Source organism: Erysipelothrix urinaevulpis (genome assembly GCF_009828835.1).
Lineage (GTDB): Bacteria > Bacillota_I > Bacilli_A > Erysipelotrichales > Erysipelotrichaceae > Erysipelothrix > Erysipelothrix urinaevulpis.
In genome coordinates this window covers 159862-179075 of record NZ_WTTB01000002.1, presented here as the reverse complement: position 1 = coordinate 179075, position 19214 = coordinate 159862, and the positions used below count along the sequence as shown (strand labels likewise).

At 35.5% G+C, this 19214-nt stretch carries 20 protein-coding genes; 19 read left to right on the top strand and 1 reads right to left on the bottom strand.

Annotated elements, in window-relative coordinates; genetic code table 11:
- Positions 1 to 59 precede the first annotated feature (59 nt).
- The 19 genes from GVV10_RS02925 (at position 60) to GVV10_RS02835 (ending at position 18392) form a co-directional block, all read left to right on the top strand.
- Complete coding sequence (locus GVV10_RS02925; protein WP_159519428.1) at positions 60 to 491, top strand: ribosome maturation factor RimP; 432 nt, start codon at positions 60 to 62, stop codon at positions 489 to 491.
- Positions 492 to 551: 60 nt separating this feature from the next.
- On the top strand, positions 552 to 2180 hold the full coding sequence (nusA, locus tag GVV10_RS02920; RefSeq protein ID WP_159519426.1) for a transcription termination factor NusA: 1629 nt from the start codon (positions 552 to 554) through the stop codon (positions 2178 to 2180).
- An 8-nt stretch (positions 2181 to 2188) separates the two neighbouring features.
- Complete coding sequence (gene rnpM / locus GVV10_RS02915; RefSeq protein ID WP_159519424.1) at positions 2189 to 2443, top strand: RNase P modulator RnpM; 255 nt, start codon at positions 2189 to 2191, stop codon at positions 2441 to 2443.
- Positions 2433 to 2735 (top strand): L7Ae/L30e/S12e/Gadd45 family ribosomal protein, encoded by a 303-nt coding sequence (locus GVV10_RS02910; protein ID WP_159519422.1) that lies wholly within the window; start codon positions 2433 to 2435, stop codon positions 2733 to 2735. Before rnpM ends, GVV10_RS02910 begins: the two co-directional genes overlap by 11 nt.
- Before the next feature lie 13 nt (positions 2736 to 2748).
- Entirely contained in the window at positions 2749 to 4593 is a 1845-nt protein-coding gene (gene infB / locus GVV10_RS02905; RefSeq protein ID WP_159519420.1) for a translation initiation factor IF-2, read from the top strand.
- A 7-nt stretch (positions 4594 to 4600) separates the two neighbouring features.
- On the top strand, positions 4601 to 4942 hold the full coding sequence (gene rbfA, locus GVV10_RS02900; RefSeq protein WP_159519418.1) for a 30S ribosome-binding factor RbfA: 342 nt from the start codon (positions 4601 to 4603) through the stop codon (positions 4940 to 4942).
- 96 nt (positions 4943 to 5038) lie between these two features.
- Positions 5039 to 5875: a tRNA pseudouridine(55) synthase TruB gene (gene truB / locus GVV10_RS02895; protein ID WP_159519416.1), complete on the top strand. Its 837-nt coding sequence runs from the start codon at positions 5039 to 5041 to the stop codon at positions 5873 to 5875.
- 1 nt (position 5876) lies between these two features.
- Positions 5877 to 6803 (top strand): riboflavin biosynthesis protein RibF, encoded by a 927-nt coding sequence (ribF, locus tag GVV10_RS02890; RefSeq protein ID WP_159519414.1) that lies wholly within the window; start codon positions 5877 to 5879, stop codon positions 6801 to 6803.
- Complete coding sequence (locus GVV10_RS02885) at positions 6800 to 8095, top strand: methyltransferase RsmF C-terminal domain-like protein (protein ID WP_159519412.1); 1296 nt, start codon at positions 6800 to 6802, stop codon at positions 8093 to 8095. Before ribF ends, GVV10_RS02885 begins: the two co-directional genes overlap by 4 nt.
- Positions 8096 to 8273: 178 nt before the next feature.
- The gene (locus GVV10_RS02880; RefSeq protein WP_159519410.1) at positions 8274 to 8594 is read left to right on the top strand and encodes an Asp23/Gls24 family envelope stress response protein; all 321 of its coding nucleotides are present in this window, start codon (positions 8274 to 8276) and stop codon (positions 8592 to 8594) included.
- A gap of 42 nt (positions 8595 to 8636) precedes the next feature.
- The gene (locus tag GVV10_RS02875; protein ID WP_159519408.1) at positions 8637 to 9038 is read left to right on the top strand and encodes a transcription antitermination factor NusB; all 402 of its coding nucleotides are present in this window, start codon (positions 8637 to 8639) and stop codon (positions 9036 to 9038) included.
- Positions 9035 to 10501, top strand: coding sequence for an exodeoxyribonuclease VII large subunit (gene xseA / locus GVV10_RS02870; RefSeq protein WP_159519407.1), 1467 nt, complete (start codon positions 9035 to 9037; stop codon positions 10499 to 10501). Before GVV10_RS02875 ends, xseA begins: the two co-directional genes overlap by 4 nt.
- A 237-nt stretch (positions 10502 to 10738) precedes the next feature.
- Complete coding sequence (gene xseB, locus GVV10_RS02865; RefSeq protein WP_159519405.1) at positions 10739 to 10945, top strand: exodeoxyribonuclease VII small subunit; 207 nt, start codon at positions 10739 to 10741, stop codon at positions 10943 to 10945.
- Entirely contained in the window at positions 10942 to 11778 is an 837-nt protein-coding gene (locus tag GVV10_RS02860; RefSeq protein ID WP_159519403.1) for a polyprenyl synthetase family protein, read from the top strand. Before xseB ends, GVV10_RS02860 begins: the two co-directional genes overlap by 4 nt.
- A gap of 24 nt (positions 11779 to 11802) precedes the next feature.
- The gene (locus tag GVV10_RS02855; protein ID WP_159519401.1) at positions 11803 to 13506 is read left to right on the top strand and encodes a 1-deoxy-D-xylulose-5-phosphate synthase N-terminal domain-containing protein; all 1704 of its coding nucleotides are present in this window, start codon (positions 11803 to 11805) and stop codon (positions 13504 to 13506) included.
- 4 nt (positions 13507 to 13510) lie between these two features.
- Positions 13511 to 15139, top strand: coding sequence for a DNA repair protein RecN (recN, locus tag GVV10_RS02850; RefSeq protein WP_159519399.1), 1629 nt, complete (start codon positions 13511 to 13513; stop codon positions 15137 to 15139).
- The gene (dinB, locus tag GVV10_RS02845; protein ID WP_159519397.1) at positions 15139 to 16302 is read left to right on the top strand and encodes a DNA polymerase IV; all 1164 of its coding nucleotides are present in this window, start codon (positions 15139 to 15141) and stop codon (positions 16300 to 16302) included. Before recN ends, dinB begins: the two co-directional genes overlap by 1 nt.
- Entirely contained in the window at positions 16292 to 17209 is a 918-nt protein-coding gene (locus GVV10_RS02840) for a tyrosine-type recombinase/integrase (protein WP_159519395.1), read from the top strand. The genes dinB and GVV10_RS02840 overlap by 11 nt, the downstream gene beginning before the upstream one ends.
- Positions 17202 to 18392, top strand: coding sequence for a phosphopentomutase (locus GVV10_RS02835; protein ID WP_159519393.1), 1191 nt, complete (start codon positions 17202 to 17204; stop codon positions 18390 to 18392). The genes GVV10_RS02840 and GVV10_RS02835 overlap by 8 nt, the downstream gene beginning before the upstream one ends.
- 163 nt (positions 18393 to 18555) lie before the next feature.
- Here the strand turns inward: GVV10_RS02835 and GVV10_RS02830 are convergent, their stop codons facing one another.
- A complete protein-coding gene (locus tag GVV10_RS02830; RefSeq protein WP_201289972.1) occupies positions 18556 to 19164 on the bottom strand; it encodes a sugar O-acetyltransferase in 609 nt (202 codons plus the stop codon).
- Between the last annotated feature and the right edge of the window lie 50 nt (positions 19165 to 19214).

Sequence of the window (19214 nt, the reverse complement as noted above, 5' to 3'; positions counted from 1 at the left end):
AAGCATAGGAAACAAAGGAGTGGTCTGACCACTCCTTATATATTGTGTAAGGAGCGATTATGGAAAAATATTTAGAAGTATTGGTTGATGTCGCTCACCAAATGGGCTTAGAAATAGTTGATGTTGAATTTGTAAACAATGACTTAATGGCTTTGAGAATTGCACATCAAGATTTTCAAGCGATTAGTTTGGATACCTGTGTTGATGCAAGTCGTGCCTTTGGTGAAGCGATTGATTTTGAAATTAGCCTTGATGTAAGTTCTGCTGGAGCGGAACGAGAAATCGAAGCTGATGATTTTCATACTTTAACAGAACAATATGTTCTTGTTAAATTTAAAAATCCGTTTCAAGGTGCCGACTATGTTGAAGGAACTGTTGTTCATGTGGATGATGAGATGATGCGACTATCGTATCAAGTGATGCACCGTTTCAAGGAAGCGGATATTCCACTCAATAACATTTCAATGTGCCGTTTAGCGGTGAAGGTTTGATTATGAAAGTCACAAAGTATGAATTGAATCCTAAAAAGGATTGGGTAGGGAGAAAAAGAAATGAATTTTAGAGATATTGTCACAGCAATTCAAGAACTTGAAGAACATCGTAATATTGAACGAGATGTTATCGCTGAGGCGTTAGAGGAATCACTGGTTAAAGCGTATCGTCGTGAAATTGGCGTTCCAGATGCATTGGTAGAGATTGTCATTGACGAAGATTCAGAAGAAATGCGTTTATTCCATAAATTTCTAGTTGTTGAAACAGTGGAAGACGATGAACTTGAAGTTGGCGTTGATGAAATTGAAGAAAAATTACCAATTGGTGAATACTATCGTGTTGAAGAACCGATTGCTGACTTAGGTCGTGCTGCGGTGACTTTGGCTAAAAACGTTATCAAACAAAAATTACGTGAAGCTGAAAAACAAGCGATTTATGATGAATACATTGATCAACTTGGCGAGATGATTATGGCGATGGTTGAATCTGTCGAAGAAAAATTTGTTGTTGTTAATTTAGGGAAGTATTTGGCTGTTATGCCACGTTCAGCACAAATTGAAGGAGAAAACTACCGTGAAGGTCAAACACTCAAAGTTGTTATTACGGATGTTAATCGTGACACTAAGGGAGCACAAATCTTGGTTTCACGTGCCGATTCTATGTTAGTTCGTCGATTATTTGAAACTGAAGTTCCTGAGATATTTGATGGTCAAGTTGAAATTAAAGCAATTGCTCGTGAAGCAGGTGACCGGACAAAGATGGCCGTTTATTCACATGACCCAGACATTGATGCGATTGGTGCATGTATTGGGCCACGTGGAAGCCGTGTCCAAGAAGTTATTGAAGAATTAAACGGTGAAAAAATTGATATTTTCGAATGGTCAGAAAACATGGTTGAATTAGTTCGTAATGCTTTGGCTCCAGCTGAAGTATTAGCAGTTTACCCAAATGAAGATAACAAAGGCTTAATTGTTGTTGTTGCAGATGATCAATTATCACTGGCAATTGGTAAACGAGGAAAAAATGCCCGCTTAGCGGTTCGTTTAACAAAACAAAGAATCGATATTAAGTCAGCGTCAGATCTTGACGGTGAAAACATTGATTACATGAGCAAAATGACAGAGTACCTCGAAAGCTTAGAAAAAGTCGAAGAAGTCGTTGTTGAAGTTGAACCTGTTGTTGACGCTAGTGTTGAAACTATCGAAGAAACTGAAATCGTTCTCAATGATGAAAGACCAGAAGAAATTGTTGAGTTTGAAGAAGTGATTGCTCCTGAAGTTGAAGACATTGAAGAAGACATTGTTGAAGAAAAAGTTGTTGAAGAAGCAATAGAAGAAAAAGAAGAAGTAGAATTTGCACCTGCTGTTGAACTTGAAGATGAAGGAATTGTCATCGAACGTGAAGATGTATTTAGACCAAGAACAGATTATGTTTCCAAATTTGAGAAATTGGCGGATGCATCGAAACAAGATGAAGATCAACGTGGTGGGCGTGGACGTAAAAAACGTCGCTTTGATGAGCCAGTTAGCACATCAGAATTATTAAAAGAAAAAGAATATGAAATTGTTCCAGAGTATAGTGACGATGAATTAGAAGAAATTAGAAAACGTCAAGAAGAAGAGGAATCTTCATGGTATGAAGAAGAGATTGACTTCGACTTATTCGACGAATTCTATGACGAAGAATAAGGTGTAAAATGAAAAAGACACCCATGAGAAAATGTATCGTAAGTCGTGAACAATTTCCAAAAAATGAATTAATCCGAGTTGTTTTGACACCTGATGGTGAAGTAGAACTTGATTTAACGGGTCGAAAAAATGGACGAGGCGCATATATACAGAAAAATAAAGAAGCAATTTTAAGTGCTCAAAGTAAAGGGCTTTTAAATAAAAGTTTAAAAAGCAAGGTTCCAAACGAAATTTATGAGGAGTTGTTGAAACATGTTGACTAAACAAAGGTTTCAACAAACATTGGGCTTATGTCAACGAGCTAGGTTGTTAGTGAGTGGTGATGAGTTAATGAAATCTTTACCACATCAAGTAAAATTAATTGTTCTTGCAAATGATGCATCCTTGCGAACACAAAAACAATTAAAAGACAAAGCAAAGACTTATAAGGTTCCTGTCATTGAACTTCTAAGCAGTCAGGAAATTGAGGAGGCTACTTCCTTGATGAACCGTGCTGCTGTAGGGGTGATTGATGAGGGTCTTGCCAAAAAACTGAGTACTTATATAGAAAAATGAGGTGACGCAATAAGTGAGTAATAAAAATAGAAGAAGAAACAACAAGCGTAATAACAACGCAAACAAACAAAATAATTCCGTTAACACTAAAAAAGTCGAAAAAGTAGAGGCGATCGACTATACTGAAGGAATTACTGTTAAAGATTTAGCCGATAAAATTAATCAATCGCCTGCAGATATTATTAAACTTCTCTTTATGATGGGGACAATGGTTACCATTAATACATCCCTTGACGATGAGACGGTTGAATTAATTTGTATGGAGTATGACATAACACCAACAAAAGTTGAAGAAAAAGAAGAGTTTACACTAGAAGACGATATTGTTGATGATGCTGAATCATTAAAACAACGTCCGGCGATTGTAACCATTATGGGTCATGTCGACCATGGTAAAACAACAACACTTGACACAATCCGTAAAACAGATGTCGTCAGTGATGAATTTGGGGGAATTACCCAACATATTGGTGCTTATCAAATTAACTATAAAGGTCAAAAAATCACCTTTTTAGATACACCAGGTCACGAAGCTTTTACAGCAATGCGTGCACGTGGTGCTCAAGTAACAGACTTAGTTATTGTTGTGGTTGCAGCGGATGATGGTGTGATGCCACAAACACGCGAAGCGATTGACCATGCGAAAGCAGCAAAAGTACCATTGATTGTTGCTATTAACAAGATTGACAAACCAGATAAAAACATTGATCGTATCTATTCAGAGTTTTCCGAATTGAACATTATTCCTGAAGCATGGGGTGGTGACACTGTTTTTGCTGAAATTTCTGCCCGTACCGGAGAAGGAATTAATGATTTACTTGAAACTGTTCTTGTGGCTGCTGAACTAGAAGAACTTAAAGCCAATCCAGATAGAACAGCTGTTGGAACTGTGATTGAAGCTAAATTAGATAAAGGTCGCGGTCCTGTAGCGACACTTCTTGTTCAAAAAGGAACATTAAAACAAGGAGATCCAATCGTCGTTGGAACAAGCTTTGGTCGTGTTCGTAAGATGGTTGACCATCGTGGAACCGAACTTAATGAAGCCTTGCCATCAATGCCAGTTGAAATAATTGGACTTAGTGAAGTTCCAATTGCTGGCGATTTATTCAAAGTATTTGAAGAAGAAAAAGATGCTCGTGCTATTGCGGATAAACGTAATATTGCTCGTGTTGAAGCAGAACGTAATCAAACATCAGCCCTCAGTTTAGATGATTTATCACAACAAATTGCTGATGGAACAATTCAAGATATTAATGTTATCTTAAAAGCGGATGTTCAAGGATCAGCAGAAGCTGTTAAATCATCCTTAGAGCGACTTGATGTTGGAGATGGTGATGTTAGAATTAATGTTATTCGTGCCACTGTTGGTGGAATCACTGAAAATGACATCATGTTGGCTGCAGCATCGAATGCATTAATTATTGGTTTTAATATCCGTCCAACCATGGCAATTCGTAAAACTGCGGAAGAACAAGGGATTGAAATCAGACTTTATAATGTTATTTATAAAGCGATTGAAGCGATGGAACTCGCCATGAAGGGAATGCTTGCTCCAGAATATGAAGACATAGTCTTTGGACAAGCAGAAGTTCGTGAACTTTATAAAGTATCGAAAATTGGTACAATTGCTGGATGTATGGTCACTGGTGGTAAAATGGTAAGTGGCTCATCCGTTCGATTGTTGCGTGATGGTGCTGTTGTTTATGAAGGAACCATGGGGTCATTGAAACGATTCCAAAACGATGCAAAAGAAGTGGCAACAGGATTTGAGTGTGGAATTACCATCGACAACTTTAACGACCTTAAAGAAGGCGATATTATTGAATCACATGGAGAAATAGAAATCGATAGGGAGTAGTGATAATATGTCAGTAAAAAAAGACAGAATTGAGTCATTGATTAAGCGTGAATTAGCACCGATTATTCAAAACAGATTAAATGATCCATCATTAGAATTTGTCAGTATAACGGATGTTGAACTCACCAATGATTTATCGTATGCAACCATCTATGTAAGTTTTCTCAAAGAAGAAAATAAAGAAAAGGGCCTCGCAGCTTTAGATAAAGCAAAAGGCTTACTTCGTTCAGAAATTGCGAAAGTTCTTACAACACGTCGTACACCTGAATTAATCTTCAAGTACGACGATTCAATTCAACATGGTGCAAAAATTGATCAATTACTTGATCAAATAAGTAAAAAAGATTAATCGTAAAAGAGGGAATCAGCGAACTGATTCCTTTTTTGTGCTAAGTCATTGAAATATATTATGAAAGGTTTATAATTAAACAGAAATGAGGTACTCATGAACGGATTAATTTGTATATATAAAGAAGCTAATATGACATCGTTTGATGTCGTTCGTCAGGTGAAACGGGTATTTCACACAAAAAAAGTCGGTCATAGTGGAACACTTGATCCCAATGCAGAAGGTGTGCTTGTTTGTGCTATCAATAAAGCGACCAAATCATTGTCATATCTTGATGTTTATGACAAAGTTTATCACGCTAAATTAAAACTAGGACTCAAAACACATACCGGCGATATATGGGGAGATGTCTTGGAAGAACAAATGATTCAGCCCATAACATCCTCTCAGGTTGAAGAGGTTATCCAATCATTAACAGGACCACAGAAACAACGGGTCCCCATGGTATCGGCAAAACGTGTTAACGGGAAAAGACTTTACCAATATGTCCTAGATGGTGAGCCTGTCGAAACTCAATACACAGATGTAGAAATTTATCGGATTGACTTAATTTCAATGAGCGAAAATGAAATTGAGATTCGTGCTCATGTCTCAAACGGCACCTACATTCGTACGCTGTGTGAGGATATAGCAAAAGGTTTAAATAATCTAGGGACAATGACGTATTTAGTGCGTGAGCAAATTGGTTCGTTTACACTTGAGGATACCATCAAGTTAGAAGATTTAAGTTTAGAAACTGAATTATTGCCAGTAAGAGAACACTTGAACATACCGCTTATTGAAGCCCAACAATTTCAAAAGCAGATTATGTATGGTCAAACCATTGAGTTGATGACTCAGCATGATCAAGTTGTGGTTGATGGTGGAGATTTTTATGCAGTATATCAACGAGTCAAAGACAATACATTTAAATCAATTAGGGGGTTATGGTAAAATGCAACAAAGAATTATAAAAGATCATCGAGAATTATTTCAATCAGATTACGATATCGCTGCATGCATCGGGTATTTTGACGGAGTTCATCTTGGTCATCAAAAACTCATCAATAAAACAATTGCTGTAGCAAAAGAAAAAGGCTTAAAATCTGCACTCATTACCTTTGATCCTGATCCTTGGACAGTCATTCACAATAAAAACAAAGTTAATCATATCACGCCAATTAAAGAAAAAATGCGTCTCATTGCAAGTTTGGGTATCGATGAGTTAATTATTGTACAGTTTAATAAAGAAGTCTCTAAACTTGAACCACAAGTTTTCATTGAGCAAATTCTCATTCCGCTCCGTGTTTCTGATTTAATTGTCGGCGAAGACTTTAAATTTGGGTTTAAAGGTGCAGGGAATGTAGCCTATCTTCAAGAACATGCTGCGATTTTCTTTCATACTCATGTTTTGACTTTTAAAGAACAAGATGATAAAAAAATAGGAACGACCCTTATTAGTCAAGCTATTTTAAAGGGTGATTTTGATCGTGCCAATGAAATGTTAGGACGTGCATATACTCTTTCAGGGTATGTAAAACAGGGGAATCGTGAAGGAACTCGTATTGGATTTCCAACAGCCAATCTTGATGTTGTTGATGAATATGTTCTTCCACCAAAGGGTGTCTATGCCGGGTATGTCGAAGTAAAAGGTGAAAAACATAAATCGGTTTTAAATATCGGTCATAATCCTACCTTTAATCATTCAAAAGAATTATCCATCGAAACTCATATTCTTGATTATAACGATATTATTTACGGTGAGTTATTGAAACAGAGTTTTGTCTATCGAATCCGTGATGAAATTGAATTTCCTTCAGTTGAAGCGTTGATCAAACAAATGGAAGAAGATGTTAAAATTGCTTTAGAGGTCCTTAAGTGATTGAGGATTCACTCTTTGATATGATTGAACAAACATTTTCTAAAGATCGCCTTGACCAACTCAAATTTGATTTAGAAAGACCTGCAATTTATGGAGTACGTTTAAATCCTTATAAGGTCATCCAAATAGACGATATCGAAGGGGAATTGTCCCTTTTAAATGAAAATGTATTCATTCCCAAAGAATACAAACCAATGGTACACCATCCTTACCATCATGCGGGTGCATATTATATTCAAGACCCTTCGTCAAGCCTTCCTGTCGAATATCTTGATTTAAAACCTAATGATGTCGTTTTAGACATGTGTGCTGCGCCTGGTGGTAAAAGTTCACAAATCTTATCATCAATTCCTAATGGGTTTCTTATTGCTAATGAAATAGATTCGAAGCGAAATAAAAAACTCCAGACAAATTTAGGGCGATGGGGAGTTGAAAATTATGTTGTGACTCAAGAAGATGGACGCTCATTAAGTTTAAAACTTAACAATTGCTTTGATAAAATACTTCTTGATGCACCTTGTAGCGGTGAAGGCTTGATTCGTCGCAAAAAAGACTATACATTTAGCTATGATGAAAAGCGTGTTCAAGCTTTTGCCAACCTGCAACAGGAATTACTTGAATCAGCATACCAACTCGCTAAAAACCAAGCAACGATCGTTTATTCAACTTGTACACTTAACGCCATTGAAAATGAAGATGTCCTCAAGCAATTTCTGACACTTCACCCTGAATGTAAACTAGAACCAATTGAACATCCTTTTAAGGAACCAGGCTTGAATGGATTTCATCAAGCGGCCCGTTTTTTTCCATCACAGCATGGAGAAGGGCAGTTCATGGCAAAAATAAAAATTTATAAGAATGAATCATCTCAAGAATTACATTTCAAACCGGGAAAAGAAGAAAAAAGGCTCATTGAAGCCATCGAATTTGAAGCATGTTTTGAAGAACGTAATCAAAAACTTTATGGCTTGAAAACAAGAGGGTTCCTGGATGAGCCTTTAGCCATAACTCAAGACGGAACCGAAATAGCAAGCATTAAAAAAAATAGATTCGACTTCCATCATAACGTTAGTCAATCACTTTATTTCCAAACAAACTTTCCAATTCATAACTGCACCCATTCACAAGCTTACCATTATCTTAATGGCCAAACAGTGGCGAGTGAACTTAAAGGATACTGTGTTATGAGCTATAAGGGTCTAGTACTTGGGTTAGGTAAAGGAAATGGTAAACACATCAACAATCGTTACCCCAAGCAATTAAGAAATAGATTTTTGAATTATTCGTTATAAGTATTGTTTTTGATATATACAAATACTTCAGGTATGTGGATGAAAATATGAATTTTCTAGAGAATAACAAAGGTAAAGTCAATAGGATTTAAGTTACTAAGACGATTTCTTAGGAATTGATGACTTATTCTTTTGTTTTTAGATTGAATTTGATATAATGACATTAGTAGGTGATAATATGACAAATGAATATGTTTTAATTCAAGACAAAGACTTAGGTCTTGGCCAAATTGCTGTTGCACGTTCTGTAGTTGATCACATTGTTTCAATTACAGTTCACGAAGATAAAAATATTTTTCTAGCTCATAAAAAAGCAGTACGTATTGAGGAAAATAAAAATGTTCTATCTGTATTTTTAGAAGTAAGAGTGCAGTATGGACAAGATGTAGAAAAAGTCTGTCATCAATTACAAGATCGTTTACAGACGAGCTTAGAGTTAATGATTGATAAGAAAAACGCAGAAGTTAACATTGCTGTCGTTGGTTTTAAATTTAATTAGTTTAGAAGCAGATTCACTGCTTCTTTTAGTGTGGAGGTTTATATGTCGCGATTAATTATAAGAGAAAATGCATTGAAAATCTTGTATATTCATTTAATACGAGAAGAAAAGAAGATTGAAGAAATAGTGGATGATTTGGAATTCGTTAGTACTGTCGGCGATTTTATTGAACCTTTAACCATAGATGACGAAATGTTGGCGGTTATCAAACGTGCAGCACTTCGTAAAGAAACGTATGGCCTTGCTCTTAATCAGTTTTTGAATCATTGGCGATTTGATCGTTTAGGTTATATGGAACAAGCAATTCTTATTCTTGCTTGCTCGGAATTAGAGATTGGTTTACAAGATAAAGCAATCATTGTTAATGAGGCAGTTCGAATTTCAAAAATTTATGCAGATGATGATTCGTATCGTTTAATAAATGGAGTCTTGGATGCACTATGATTCAAGACCATGTAACAGTTTCCCAATTAGTTCATCAATTGAAGCAAACCGTTAACCATAGTGAATCACTAAAAAATGTCGCGCTAATGGGAGAGCTATCTAATTTTAACTCGCATCGTAGTGGGCATTTTTATTTTACGATGAAAGACGACAAGTCACGGATTGATTGTGTCATGTTTGCTTCGTATTCCTCCAAAATAAAATTTAAACCAAAAGACGGTGATAAAGTATTAGTCACTGGTTTTTGTGATGTCTATTTAGCCAGTGGTAAAGTGCAATTTTATGCTAAAACGATGATGTTAGATGGTTTAGGAGACCTTCACCTTCGGTATGAAGAACTCAAGAAAAAATGCTATGAATTAGGTTATTTTAATCCGGAATTAAAAAAAGCAATCCCAGAATATCCAGAGAAAATAGCGGTCATTACAGGTCAAAATTCTGCAGCTCATGCAGACATTACAAAAACCTTGCAAAATAGATGGCCACAAGCGACCCAATTGGATTTATTTGCCTATGTTCAAGGCGAGTACGCTGCGCCTAGTTTAATTCAAGCGATTCAACAAGCGAATGACGATGAAGCTGTTGATACAATCATTTTATCGCGTGGTGGTGGTTCAATCGAAGATTTGTGGGCTTTTAATGAGGAAGCCGTTGTCGTTGCGATCATTCAATCAAAGAAACCTGTTATCTGTGCGATTGGCCATGAAAGTGATACAACACTTTCAGAACTTGCCGCAGATTATCGTGCAGCAACACCAACCGCAGCCGTTGTCGCTGCATGTCCTGACCAACATGTGGTTCGCAAAACCATTAAAGATCGAATGAATTTCTTTTATGTGCAAATTAAACGGAAAGAATTAAGTTATAAAAATACATACACAGAAATAATGAAACATTCTTATTTGAACAATTCTGAGCATTTTTTTGGATTAAAACAACAAGGCTTAGACCATGTTAATGTAGAATTCACACAAGTAATGAGTCGATTTCAACGCGTCAACACAAAGATTGGACAAATAAGTCAGTCTCTTGTTAATTCAATGGAACACTTACAAAATCAATCTGTTTATCAATTAGATAGGCAAACAACCAACCAAACAGCTCTAATTAATCAAGTTCTTAAACATAAACAATTACAGCTCAAGGGCTTCACATTCGATGAGCAAGCAATCATGAACCGAAGTAAAATGCTATCATTAACGCTAAAAAGTCATGTTGATGTTATTCAACAACGAATGCATGAAAACCTTCGGGTTAAACAGCTCTATTTTAAAAACCAACTCGAAACACTTCATCATTTATCGCCACTCACAATCATGGCAAAAGGATATTCCATTGCATCAATTGAAAATAAAGTGATTACAACGGTTGATGATGTTGACGAGAACGATGAAATTGTCGTAAAATTAACAGATGGTCATTTGCGTGCTAAAGTTCAATCTGTTAGCAAAAACAAATCTTAAAAATGAAGAATATCAGAAAATTTTGATTATAATTAAAAACACTCTTTTGCATCGAGTGTTTTTTACTATGATGCTGTTAATATGTTATTTAATTATTTAGAATATCGTTGTGTTAATTGATATTTTAAAGTTTTTTGTATAAAACATAACATATCAAGATTTATGGGTTAGAACACTTATTATAATGAGTATTAAATGCTATAATATAAGTGAATAAACGCTAAGAAGGGATTGAATATGATGAATGAATTTAACTTTGATAAAGCAATGCAACGCTTAAATGTAATTTCTGAAGAATTAGCAAATGATACTATTGAAATGGATACAGCACTTAAACTTTTTGAGGAAGGGCTCGAACTGTCGGCTCAGTGTCAAAAAAAATTAAATGATTATGAAACAAAGGTTAACCAACTCGTGAAAAAACATCAAGGAGGCAATGAATGAAAGACTTAATCAATAATAATTTACAAGAAACTATGGATCTCATTCCGAATTCAATTGTCAAGGAGGCAATGGCTTATTCACTTTTAGGTGATGGAAAACGCTTACGGTCACAATTGCTCCTTAGTCTTCTGAAAGACTTTGAAGTGGATGTCACAAAAGGACTTCCTTTTGCATCATCATTGGAAATGATTCACACATATTCTCTTGTTCATGATGATTTACCGGCAATGGATGACGATGATTACCGTCGTCATCGCTTAACAAATCATAAAGTTTATGGCGAAGGGATGGCAATTTTAGCTGGTGATGCTCTGCTCACCTATTCCTTTCAAAATTGTTTACAGTCATCCTTGTCAGATGGGATTGTGTTAACGTGTATTGAAATCCTATCTCGAAATGCAGGTATTTACGGAATGATTCTCGGACAGGAACTCGATATTGATAATCAAATGAAAACTCTGGATGATCTAATCGTTTCTTACGAACATAAAACAGGGAAACTTTTCGCAGCTGCCTTTGAAATGGCTGTTGTCATTGCAGGAAAGAAAGATAAACAAGAGTTAGCGTCTACTTTAGGTCATAAGCTTGGAGTACTATTCCAGGTTCAAGATGACTTATTAGAATATACGAAAAGTTTTGAAGAAATTGGCAAAGATGTTAAAAGTGACGTTTTAGAAGAAAAAGTCACAGTCGTAACTTTATTGGGTTTGGACGAAGCCATTAATTATAAAGAAAAACTTGTTCAATCATTTTATGATGATTTAGAGTTGTTGGGCGGAACCGGCAATACAGTTAAAAATTTAATTGATGAGATTGTAAAAAGAAATTATTAAAACTAATAAAAAGGAGCGTTAAGTGTGGATATTCAAAACATTCAATCAATGACGTTGGAAGAGTTAGAAAAACTCTCAGACGATATTGCACTTTATCTAGCAAAAGAAAGTCCTTATGATGTGGAAACTGTGATGCAAAACATCAATGTTTTAGAAATGACAGTAGCTCTTCATCACCTTTTTGATATGGATTCAAACCGAGTGATTTTTGATCAAGAGGAACAAAGTCTTGTCCATCAAATTCTTTTGGGGAAACAGATTCATTATACCGGGCCAAGTGAAGCCGGATGGGCTTTAGGAGAAGCGCTTGCTCAGTCCTTAGTTTATACAGAGGGTAAAACATTTGTTATTATTAATGACCACGCTCTTAGCAAGGGTTCGACCTACGAATCGCTTGTTGAGATTGCAAAAGAAAACCCAAGTTTGGTTATCATTATGATGGATGAACAACATTCCTTATTACGGCACTATAGTTCAATTGACGCGATTATTAAGTCAGTACGAATATCAAAAGCATACACATCTCTTAAGAGTGATATGAAATCTGTTTTAAACAATCCTGTTTCAAAACCACTCTTGGACTCATTAACATGGATCCGTGATCAGGTGAAAGAAACTGTTTTAGAACCATCTATTTTTACACAGTTTAACATTAATTATCATGGTCCAATTGATGGTCAAAACATGAACGAGTGTGTCCGAGTCTTAAAGTTGTCGGAAAAATTTATTGGTCCGTATGTGATTCATACTCAAACGCGACTAAGAAATAAAAAACGACGTAAATTAGAGTTCCCTAATTACAAACTCGACCAAACAATTCCAGCCTATTACAAAACATATATCGAAGCATTGGATGAATATTTTGTCACTAACCACAAAGAAGATGACTTGTTTATATTGTCTGATGGGTTAAGCGTTTCAGAGCATCTAATCCATTATTCTCAATTCAGACCACGACAATACTTTGCTGTTAATTCATCAACATCAGCACTGGTTGACATGGCATATGGCTTTGCGAAAGAAGGGAAAAAGGTTGTGCTTTTAATTTCTGCCTTTAGGGTTTCCCAAGTTATGGATCGATTACGTCATCACTTTGATCGTGAAAACTATAAAGTGCTTCTTGTTGTATATGAAGCAGGACTTGCACGTCATGATCGTTTATTGCATTCAGCAGTTTATGACTTGGCTTCATACCTACAACTTTCAGATACACCCATCTTCATGCCTTCAACGATAGGGGCAATGAAAACAATTATAGACCACCATTTTAATCAAGATGGATTTACAGTTTTAAGGATTGCACAAACCATTGATAATCATGAAGATGCTAAAGATGAACCACATATATGGAAAGAAACACTAGAAATCAACGAAAAAACAGAAGGCATTATTATCAGTTTTGGACCTGCTATCCACTCATTTAAAAAGAAAATCACAACAAATAATTTGAATATTGCTTTGATTGATGCGCAAATACTTAATCAAGTTGATGAAGAATTATTACAAAAAATCATCGATGCAGATGTGCCAACTCTAGTTTATAACATTGAAGGGGAGTTTGATTTGCTCTCTTATACTATCAGACAATATCTCCTAAGCATTCAAAGTAATTTCCCATTGATTGAAATGAATTTATCAGGACTTACATTTGAAGGCAGTAGTAAAGATATCAAAACAAAAAATCATCTTCACATCGAAGATGCAATCACAATTATAGAAAGGAAATAAACCAATGCTCGATCACCTCAAAGTTCAAAACTATGTTCTAATTAAAGAAAATGAAATTACTTTATCCAATAATTTTAACGTGTTTACAGGTGAAACAGGAGCTGGGAAATCCTTGCTTGTGGATGCATTAAATTTTGTAACTGGACAAAGAAGTAGTGCAAGTGTTGTGGGTCCACATTCTGAAACGACGCGTGTTGAAGCTGTTTTTAGACTCCCTTCAACACATGAGGTTGTTAATAAATTACATGATTATGACCTATATGAAGCTGATTCATTGATTTTAAGTCGAGAAATGACACAGGATGGAAGAAGTACAGCCAGAATTAATGGCCGACTTGTAAACTTATCCGTTTTAAAAGAAATTTCTTCATTGATGATTGACATCCATTCACAACACGAAACTCAATATCTACTTAAACAGAACAATCACTTGCGGTTATTGGATCTTTTTTCAAAAAATCAGCAAGAGCTAAGTGAATATCAAAATGAATACAAAAAATTGCAAGACTTAATCAAAGAGAAAAAAGAATTATTAGAAAGTAATAACGGTCCGGAAGCGATTGAGTTTGCTAAGTTTCAATTAAAAGAAATAGAAACTCTTAATCCAAGCCTTAAAGATTATGAAGAACTTGAAAACTCACTTAACATTATGAAAAACTTTGAAAAACACTCTCAAAATGATGCACAAATTAAAAAAGGTCTTTCTCAAGCGATGGAAAGTTTATATCCTGTTCTTGAAGCATTTGAAACCTCAAGGTTGAGTGAGTATAATCAAGAATTTAAAGACCTTTATTATCGTCTTGATGATTTTAATCTTGAGTACAACAAAGTATCCGATTCAATGGTGTTTGATGAATTTGAATTTGATCAACTGAACAAACGTATGTTTGAATACAGTAAGTTAATCCGGAAATATGGTAGTTTAGAAAACTTAATTGATAAAATTGAATCATTTCAAACGGTGATTAATCAATCAGAAGATTTCGACTATTTAAACCAAATACTTGATAAGAAAATCGAACAACAAGAGATTAAAACACTAGAGAAAGCACGAAATTTATCTCAGAAAAGAAATAAGAATAAAGCGCGCTTGGAACGGAAAATTCTCGAACAACTGAACGATTTATTGCTTGAAAATGCAATATTTAAAGTAAATATACGTCAGAAAGAGCTCGATGTTTTTGGGCAGGACTCTGTTTATTTTGAAGTAGCTATGAATAAAGGAAGCGAATTACAACCCTTAGCTAAAGTAGCAAGTGGTGGGGAATTATCACGCCTTATGTTAGGATTGAAAGTTATCTTCTCTGATATATTTGGCATTACTACAATAGTGTTTGACGAAATTGATACAGGTGTGAGTGGAAAAGCTGGTTTAGCCATTGCACATAAAATGAAGCAATTATCAAACAATGCTCAAGTTCTTACTATAACCCACTTAAGCTCAGTAGCAGCGTATGCGGATGTTCATTACCTCATTACAAAAAGTGATGATGATAAGCAAAGTACAAGCGCTTTAACTCAGCTAACAAAAAAACAAAGAATTGCGGAATTAGCAATGATGATGGCTGGTAATACAAATCCATCCAGTATCGCTGCAGCACAATTATTATTAGAAGAAGGTCAGAATAATTAATGGCACAAGTCATATTTCATATCGATATTAATGCATTTTTTGCATCTGCACATCAAACAGAAAACCCTGAATTAAAAGATAAGCCGATAGTTGTTTGTTCTAATAACCGCTCATCAGTGGTTACAACAGCGTCCTATGAAGCAAGGGCTTATGGAGTTCACAGTGCAATGCCACTGGTCCAAGCAAAACAATTATGTCCCAATCTAAGTGTTGTTGATATTGATTTTAATCTTTATCAAGAGCTTTCAGCAGAATTTATGGCCATTATTCGTTCATATTCTCCTTACATGCAACCGGCAAGTATCGATGAATGTTATGTCGAAGTTGGCGAAATAATCAAAAACTATGACAAACCCTTGGACCTTGCTGTTGAAATTCAACAACGAGTTATGCAAGAACTACAACTTCCAATTTCTATTGGCGTTGCCCCTAACAAATTTTTAGCTAAAATGGCATCCGATATGAAAAAACCGATGGGAATTACAGTTCTTAGAATTAGAGAAGTTGAAGAAAAACTGTGGCCACTCCCAATCGAAGACATGCATGGCATTGGTAAAAAGACTGTACCACGACTAAAAAAGATTAATATTCATACGATTAGAGATCTTGCAACAAGTAGTTTAGACAGCTTAAAGCCAGTTTTAGGCAACTCAGCTTATACTTTTATTCAAAAGGCAAACGGGCATGATCAATCTCCTATTGAGCTCATTACAACTGCAAAATCAATGGGACAATCTAAAACCTATTCCACTGCTTTGCATAGTGAAGATGATATACGAGATGCCTTAATGATTGAAGTTGTTGAGTTGTCAAGACGACTAAAAAAGTCAGGATTAGCAGGGCGGACTTTGCAATTCTCAATTCGTTTGGATGATTATACGACCGCAGCCCGTTCACAAACTTATCAAGAAATTTTAGAGGATGCGGATGAAATTTTTGAAAAAACTATGCTCATGCTTGATGAATTCACAGATGGGGCAGGGGTCACATTTTTATCGATTACAGTTGCAAATCTCGTGAATAAAGATGAAAGCTTTGAACAGTTGAATCTTTTTAATGATGTAGAAAACCCTGATGTTCCGCTCATAATTGAACGATTAAATAAAGAATTAAATCTAAAGGCATTTAAATCTGCAGGAGATTTATTAAAAAATGAATCATAAACTGGACGATTACATACACTATATACGTTATGTCGAACCAAAATCCCATAAAACTGTTGATTCATATCATAACGATCTTAAGCAATATAGTTCATACCTTCAAAGATGTGGAATCAATGATTTTAAAGACGTCAATTTGAATGATATCAATAATTTTTTAAAAAGTTTAAGTGATGACTATGCTTTATCAAGTATTCAGCATAAAGCTGTTAGTATCCGTCAATTTCATGGCTATTTGCTTCAAATGGGTCATACTAAACTCGACCCAAGTCAGTATTTAAATGCTAAAAGGAAGGGTTCAACACTCCCAAAAATTGTTTCGCAAACTGCCATTCAATCGTTGTTTAAATTTCCTTTAGAAAAAGATAAAGATTATTTGGATCAAGCAATACTTAGCCTACTCTACCATTCAGGTTTAAGGGTCTCTGAGTTGTGCTCTTTGACATTTACACAAGTCTACCTGGACGAGCAATGGATCCGAATTCTTGGGAAAGGCGGAAAAGAACGGATGGTCCCAATTTCACACCAATCAAAAAAAGATTTAGAACATTATCTAAGGGTAATTCGTCCAAGATGGGATGTTTGCCATAGCGATTATATTTTTATTAACGCTAAATGTAAATCAATTTCACGACAATATGTCCACACTATGATAAAATATAGGTGTCAAATACAAGGTATTAAAGAAAATATCTCGGCTCATAGTCTACGTCATCGATTTGCAACAAGTTTTCTTGAAGAGGGGGTAGATCTTCGCTATATCCAAGAATTACTTGGACACTCAGATATTGCCACAACACAAATTTACACACATGTAGACACTAAAACAATGAGAAATGAATATGATCAATTTTTTAGTGATTTAGATTTAACAAACAATGATGGAGGATTAGAAGACAATGAATAATAGATTCGATCGTGTAATAACAATTGTAATGGATTCAGTTGGTGCAGGTGCTGCTCATGATGCTGAAAAATTCGGTGATGAAGGAACTGATACATTAGGTCATATTGCTCAGGCGGTGGGGGGCTTAGACCTACCCAACCTTGAAATGTTAGGTCTTGGTAATATTCATGACATAGAAGGGGTTTCAGCCATTGCTTATCCTCGTGCATATCGTGGGAAGATGGTTGAAGCATCCAATGGTAAAGACACGATGACAGGACATTGGGAAATGATGGGACTTAATATCCAAAAGCCATTTATTACGTTTACTGAAACGGGATTCCCCAAAGAATTACTTGATGAATTATCGAAACGAACTGGTTATGGCATTATAGGAAATAAATCCGCAAGTGGAACTGAAATACTTGATGAATTAGGCGAAGAACATATGAAAACAAAAGATATGATTGTCTATACATCCGCTGATTCAGTTTTACAAATTGCAGCTCATGAAGAAGTTTTTGGTCTTGATGAACTTTACAGAGTCTGTGAAATTGCTAGAGAACTTACGATGAAAGATGAGTGGAAGGTTGGTAGAGTTATTGCTCGACCATTTATTGGACCTGGAAAAGGACAGTTTGAAAGAACCTCAAATCGTCATGATTATGCATTGAAACCATTTGGAAAAACTGCACTTGACTCATTAAAAGAAAAAGGATTGGACGTTATCAGCGTTGGAAAAATAGTTGATATATTTGATGGCGAAGGAATAACAGAGGCGTACCGAACCACAAGTAACCATCATGGAATGGAAGAAACTATTCGTATCGTTAAGGATCACAAATTCAATGGATTTATGTTCGTAAATCTAGTTGATTTTGATGCTTTATATGGGCATCGCAGAAATCCTCAAGGGTATGCGAAAGCGTTAGAAGAATTTGATGGTCAATTAGGGCAATTAATTCCATACATTGGCGAAAGGGATCTTTTAATTATTACAGCAGATCATGGTAATGATCCAACACACACCGGTACAGATCACACACGTGAGGAAGTACCTGTCTTATATTACTCACCGCAATTTACTGCTGTTCAAAACCTACCTAAATCTGATACGTTTGCAGATTTAGGTGCTACTATTACCGATATATTTGCTGTTGAAATGACTGAAAATGGCCACTCAGTTCTGGAATATCTAAAATAAGTACTTTGAAGGGATCACAATAATGGGTTCTCTTGAAACTATTAGTTTTTACTATAAATAGGATTGATTTCTGTTATGTACAGAGATCAATCCTTTTAATTTAAATTATTTAAAAATGCACTCTACTAATTGACTGTTCCAACTAGGGGTGCATTTGCTTCACTCATTCTAATTTTAGATATTTTTCTCTTTCTTTGTTCCAATAGTCTTTATCAACACTTGTTATTTCACGAATTATTTTGCAAGGATTACCACCTGCAACAACATCAGCTGGAATGTCCTTAGTCACAATCGAACCAGAGGCAATGACAGAACGAGCTCCAATCGTTACTCCAGGATTAACGACAACATTACCTCCAAGCCAAACATCATCTTCAATTACAATGGGTAAGCCAAACTCCAATTGTTCAGCACGAACCAATGCATCAATTGGGTGACCTGCAGTATAGAGTGAAACCCGTGGACCAAACATAACACCAGTCCCAATCTGTACCTTGGCCACATCGAGAATAATTAAATCAGTATTAGAAAAGAAATGATTACCGATTGTGGTATTCGAACCATAGTCAAAATAAACAGGGGGGACAAGAACCACATCTTCACCAACTTCACCAAGCCAGTCGCCCAATATTTTAGATCTTTTATCAATATCTTTAATGCTTGTGTTATTATATTTTTCATTAAATAAGCGACAACGATAGGCATCAGCCTCTAATTCCAAATCATTCGCTTTATAAAGTAAACCCGCCAACATACGTTCTTTTTCAGTCATAATTAACCTCCAAGACAATTATATCAAAAAACACCATAATAATCTCAATT

What these genes read in the sequence shown, in the direction of transcription:
- GVV10_RS02925 (WP_159519428.1), top strand. Translation starts at nt 60, where the DNA reads ATGGAAAAATATTTAGAAGTATTGGTTGATGTCGCTCACCAAATGGGC.
- nusA (WP_159519426.1), top strand. Translation starts at nt 552, where the DNA reads ATGAATTTTAGAGATATTGTCACAGCAATTCAAGAACTTGAAGAACAT.
- rnpM (WP_159519424.1), top strand. Translation starts at nt 2,189, where the DNA reads ATGAAAAAGACACCCATGAGAAAATGTATCGTAAGTCGTGAACAATTT.
- GVV10_RS02910 (WP_159519422.1), top strand. Translation starts at nt 2,433, where the DNA reads ATGTTGACTAAACAAAGGTTTCAACAAACATTGGGCTTATGTCAACGA.
- rbfA (WP_159519418.1), top strand. Translation starts at nt 4,601, where the DNA reads ATGTCAGTAAAAAAAGACAGAATTGAGTCATTGATTAAGCGTGAATTA.
- truB (WP_159519416.1), top strand. Translation starts at nt 5,039, where the DNA reads ATGAACGGATTAATTTGTATATATAAAGAAGCTAATATGACATCGTTT.
- ribF (WP_159519414.1), top strand. Translation starts at nt 5,877, where the DNA reads ATGCAACAAAGAATTATAAAAGATCATCGAGAATTATTTCAATCAGAT.
- GVV10_RS02880 (WP_159519410.1), top strand. Translation starts at nt 8,274, where the DNA reads ATGACAAATGAATATGTTTTAATTCAAGACAAAGACTTAGGTCTTGGC.
- GVV10_RS02875 (WP_159519408.1), top strand. Translation starts at nt 8,637, where the DNA reads ATGTCGCGATTAATTATAAGAGAAAATGCATTGAAAATCTTGTATATT.
- xseA (WP_159519407.1), top strand. Translation starts at nt 9,035, where the DNA reads ATGATTCAAGACCATGTAACAGTTTCCCAATTAGTTCATCAATTGAAG.
- xseB (WP_159519405.1), top strand. Translation starts at nt 10,739, where the DNA reads ATGATGAATGAATTTAACTTTGATAAAGCAATGCAACGCTTAAATGTA.
- GVV10_RS02860 (WP_159519403.1), top strand. Translation starts at nt 10,942, where the DNA reads ATGAAAGACTTAATCAATAATAATTTACAAGAAACTATGGATCTCATT.
- recN (WP_159519399.1), top strand. Translation starts at nt 13,511, where the DNA reads ATGCTCGATCACCTCAAAGTTCAAAACTATGTTCTAATTAAAGAAAAT.
- dinB (WP_159519397.1), top strand. Translation starts at nt 15,139, where the DNA reads ATGGCACAAGTCATATTTCATATCGATATTAATGCATTTTTTGCATCT.
- GVV10_RS02840 (WP_159519395.1), top strand. Translation starts at nt 16,292, where the DNA reads ATGAATCATAAACTGGACGATTACATACACTATATACGTTATGTCGAA.
- GVV10_RS02835 (WP_159519393.1), top strand. Translation starts at nt 17,202, where the DNA reads ATGAATAATAGATTCGATCGTGTAATAACAATTGTAATGGATTCAGTT.
- GVV10_RS02830 (WP_201289972.1), bottom strand. Translation starts at nt 19,164, where the DNA reads ATGACTGAAAAAGAACGTATGTTGGCGGGTTTACTTTATAAAGCGAAT.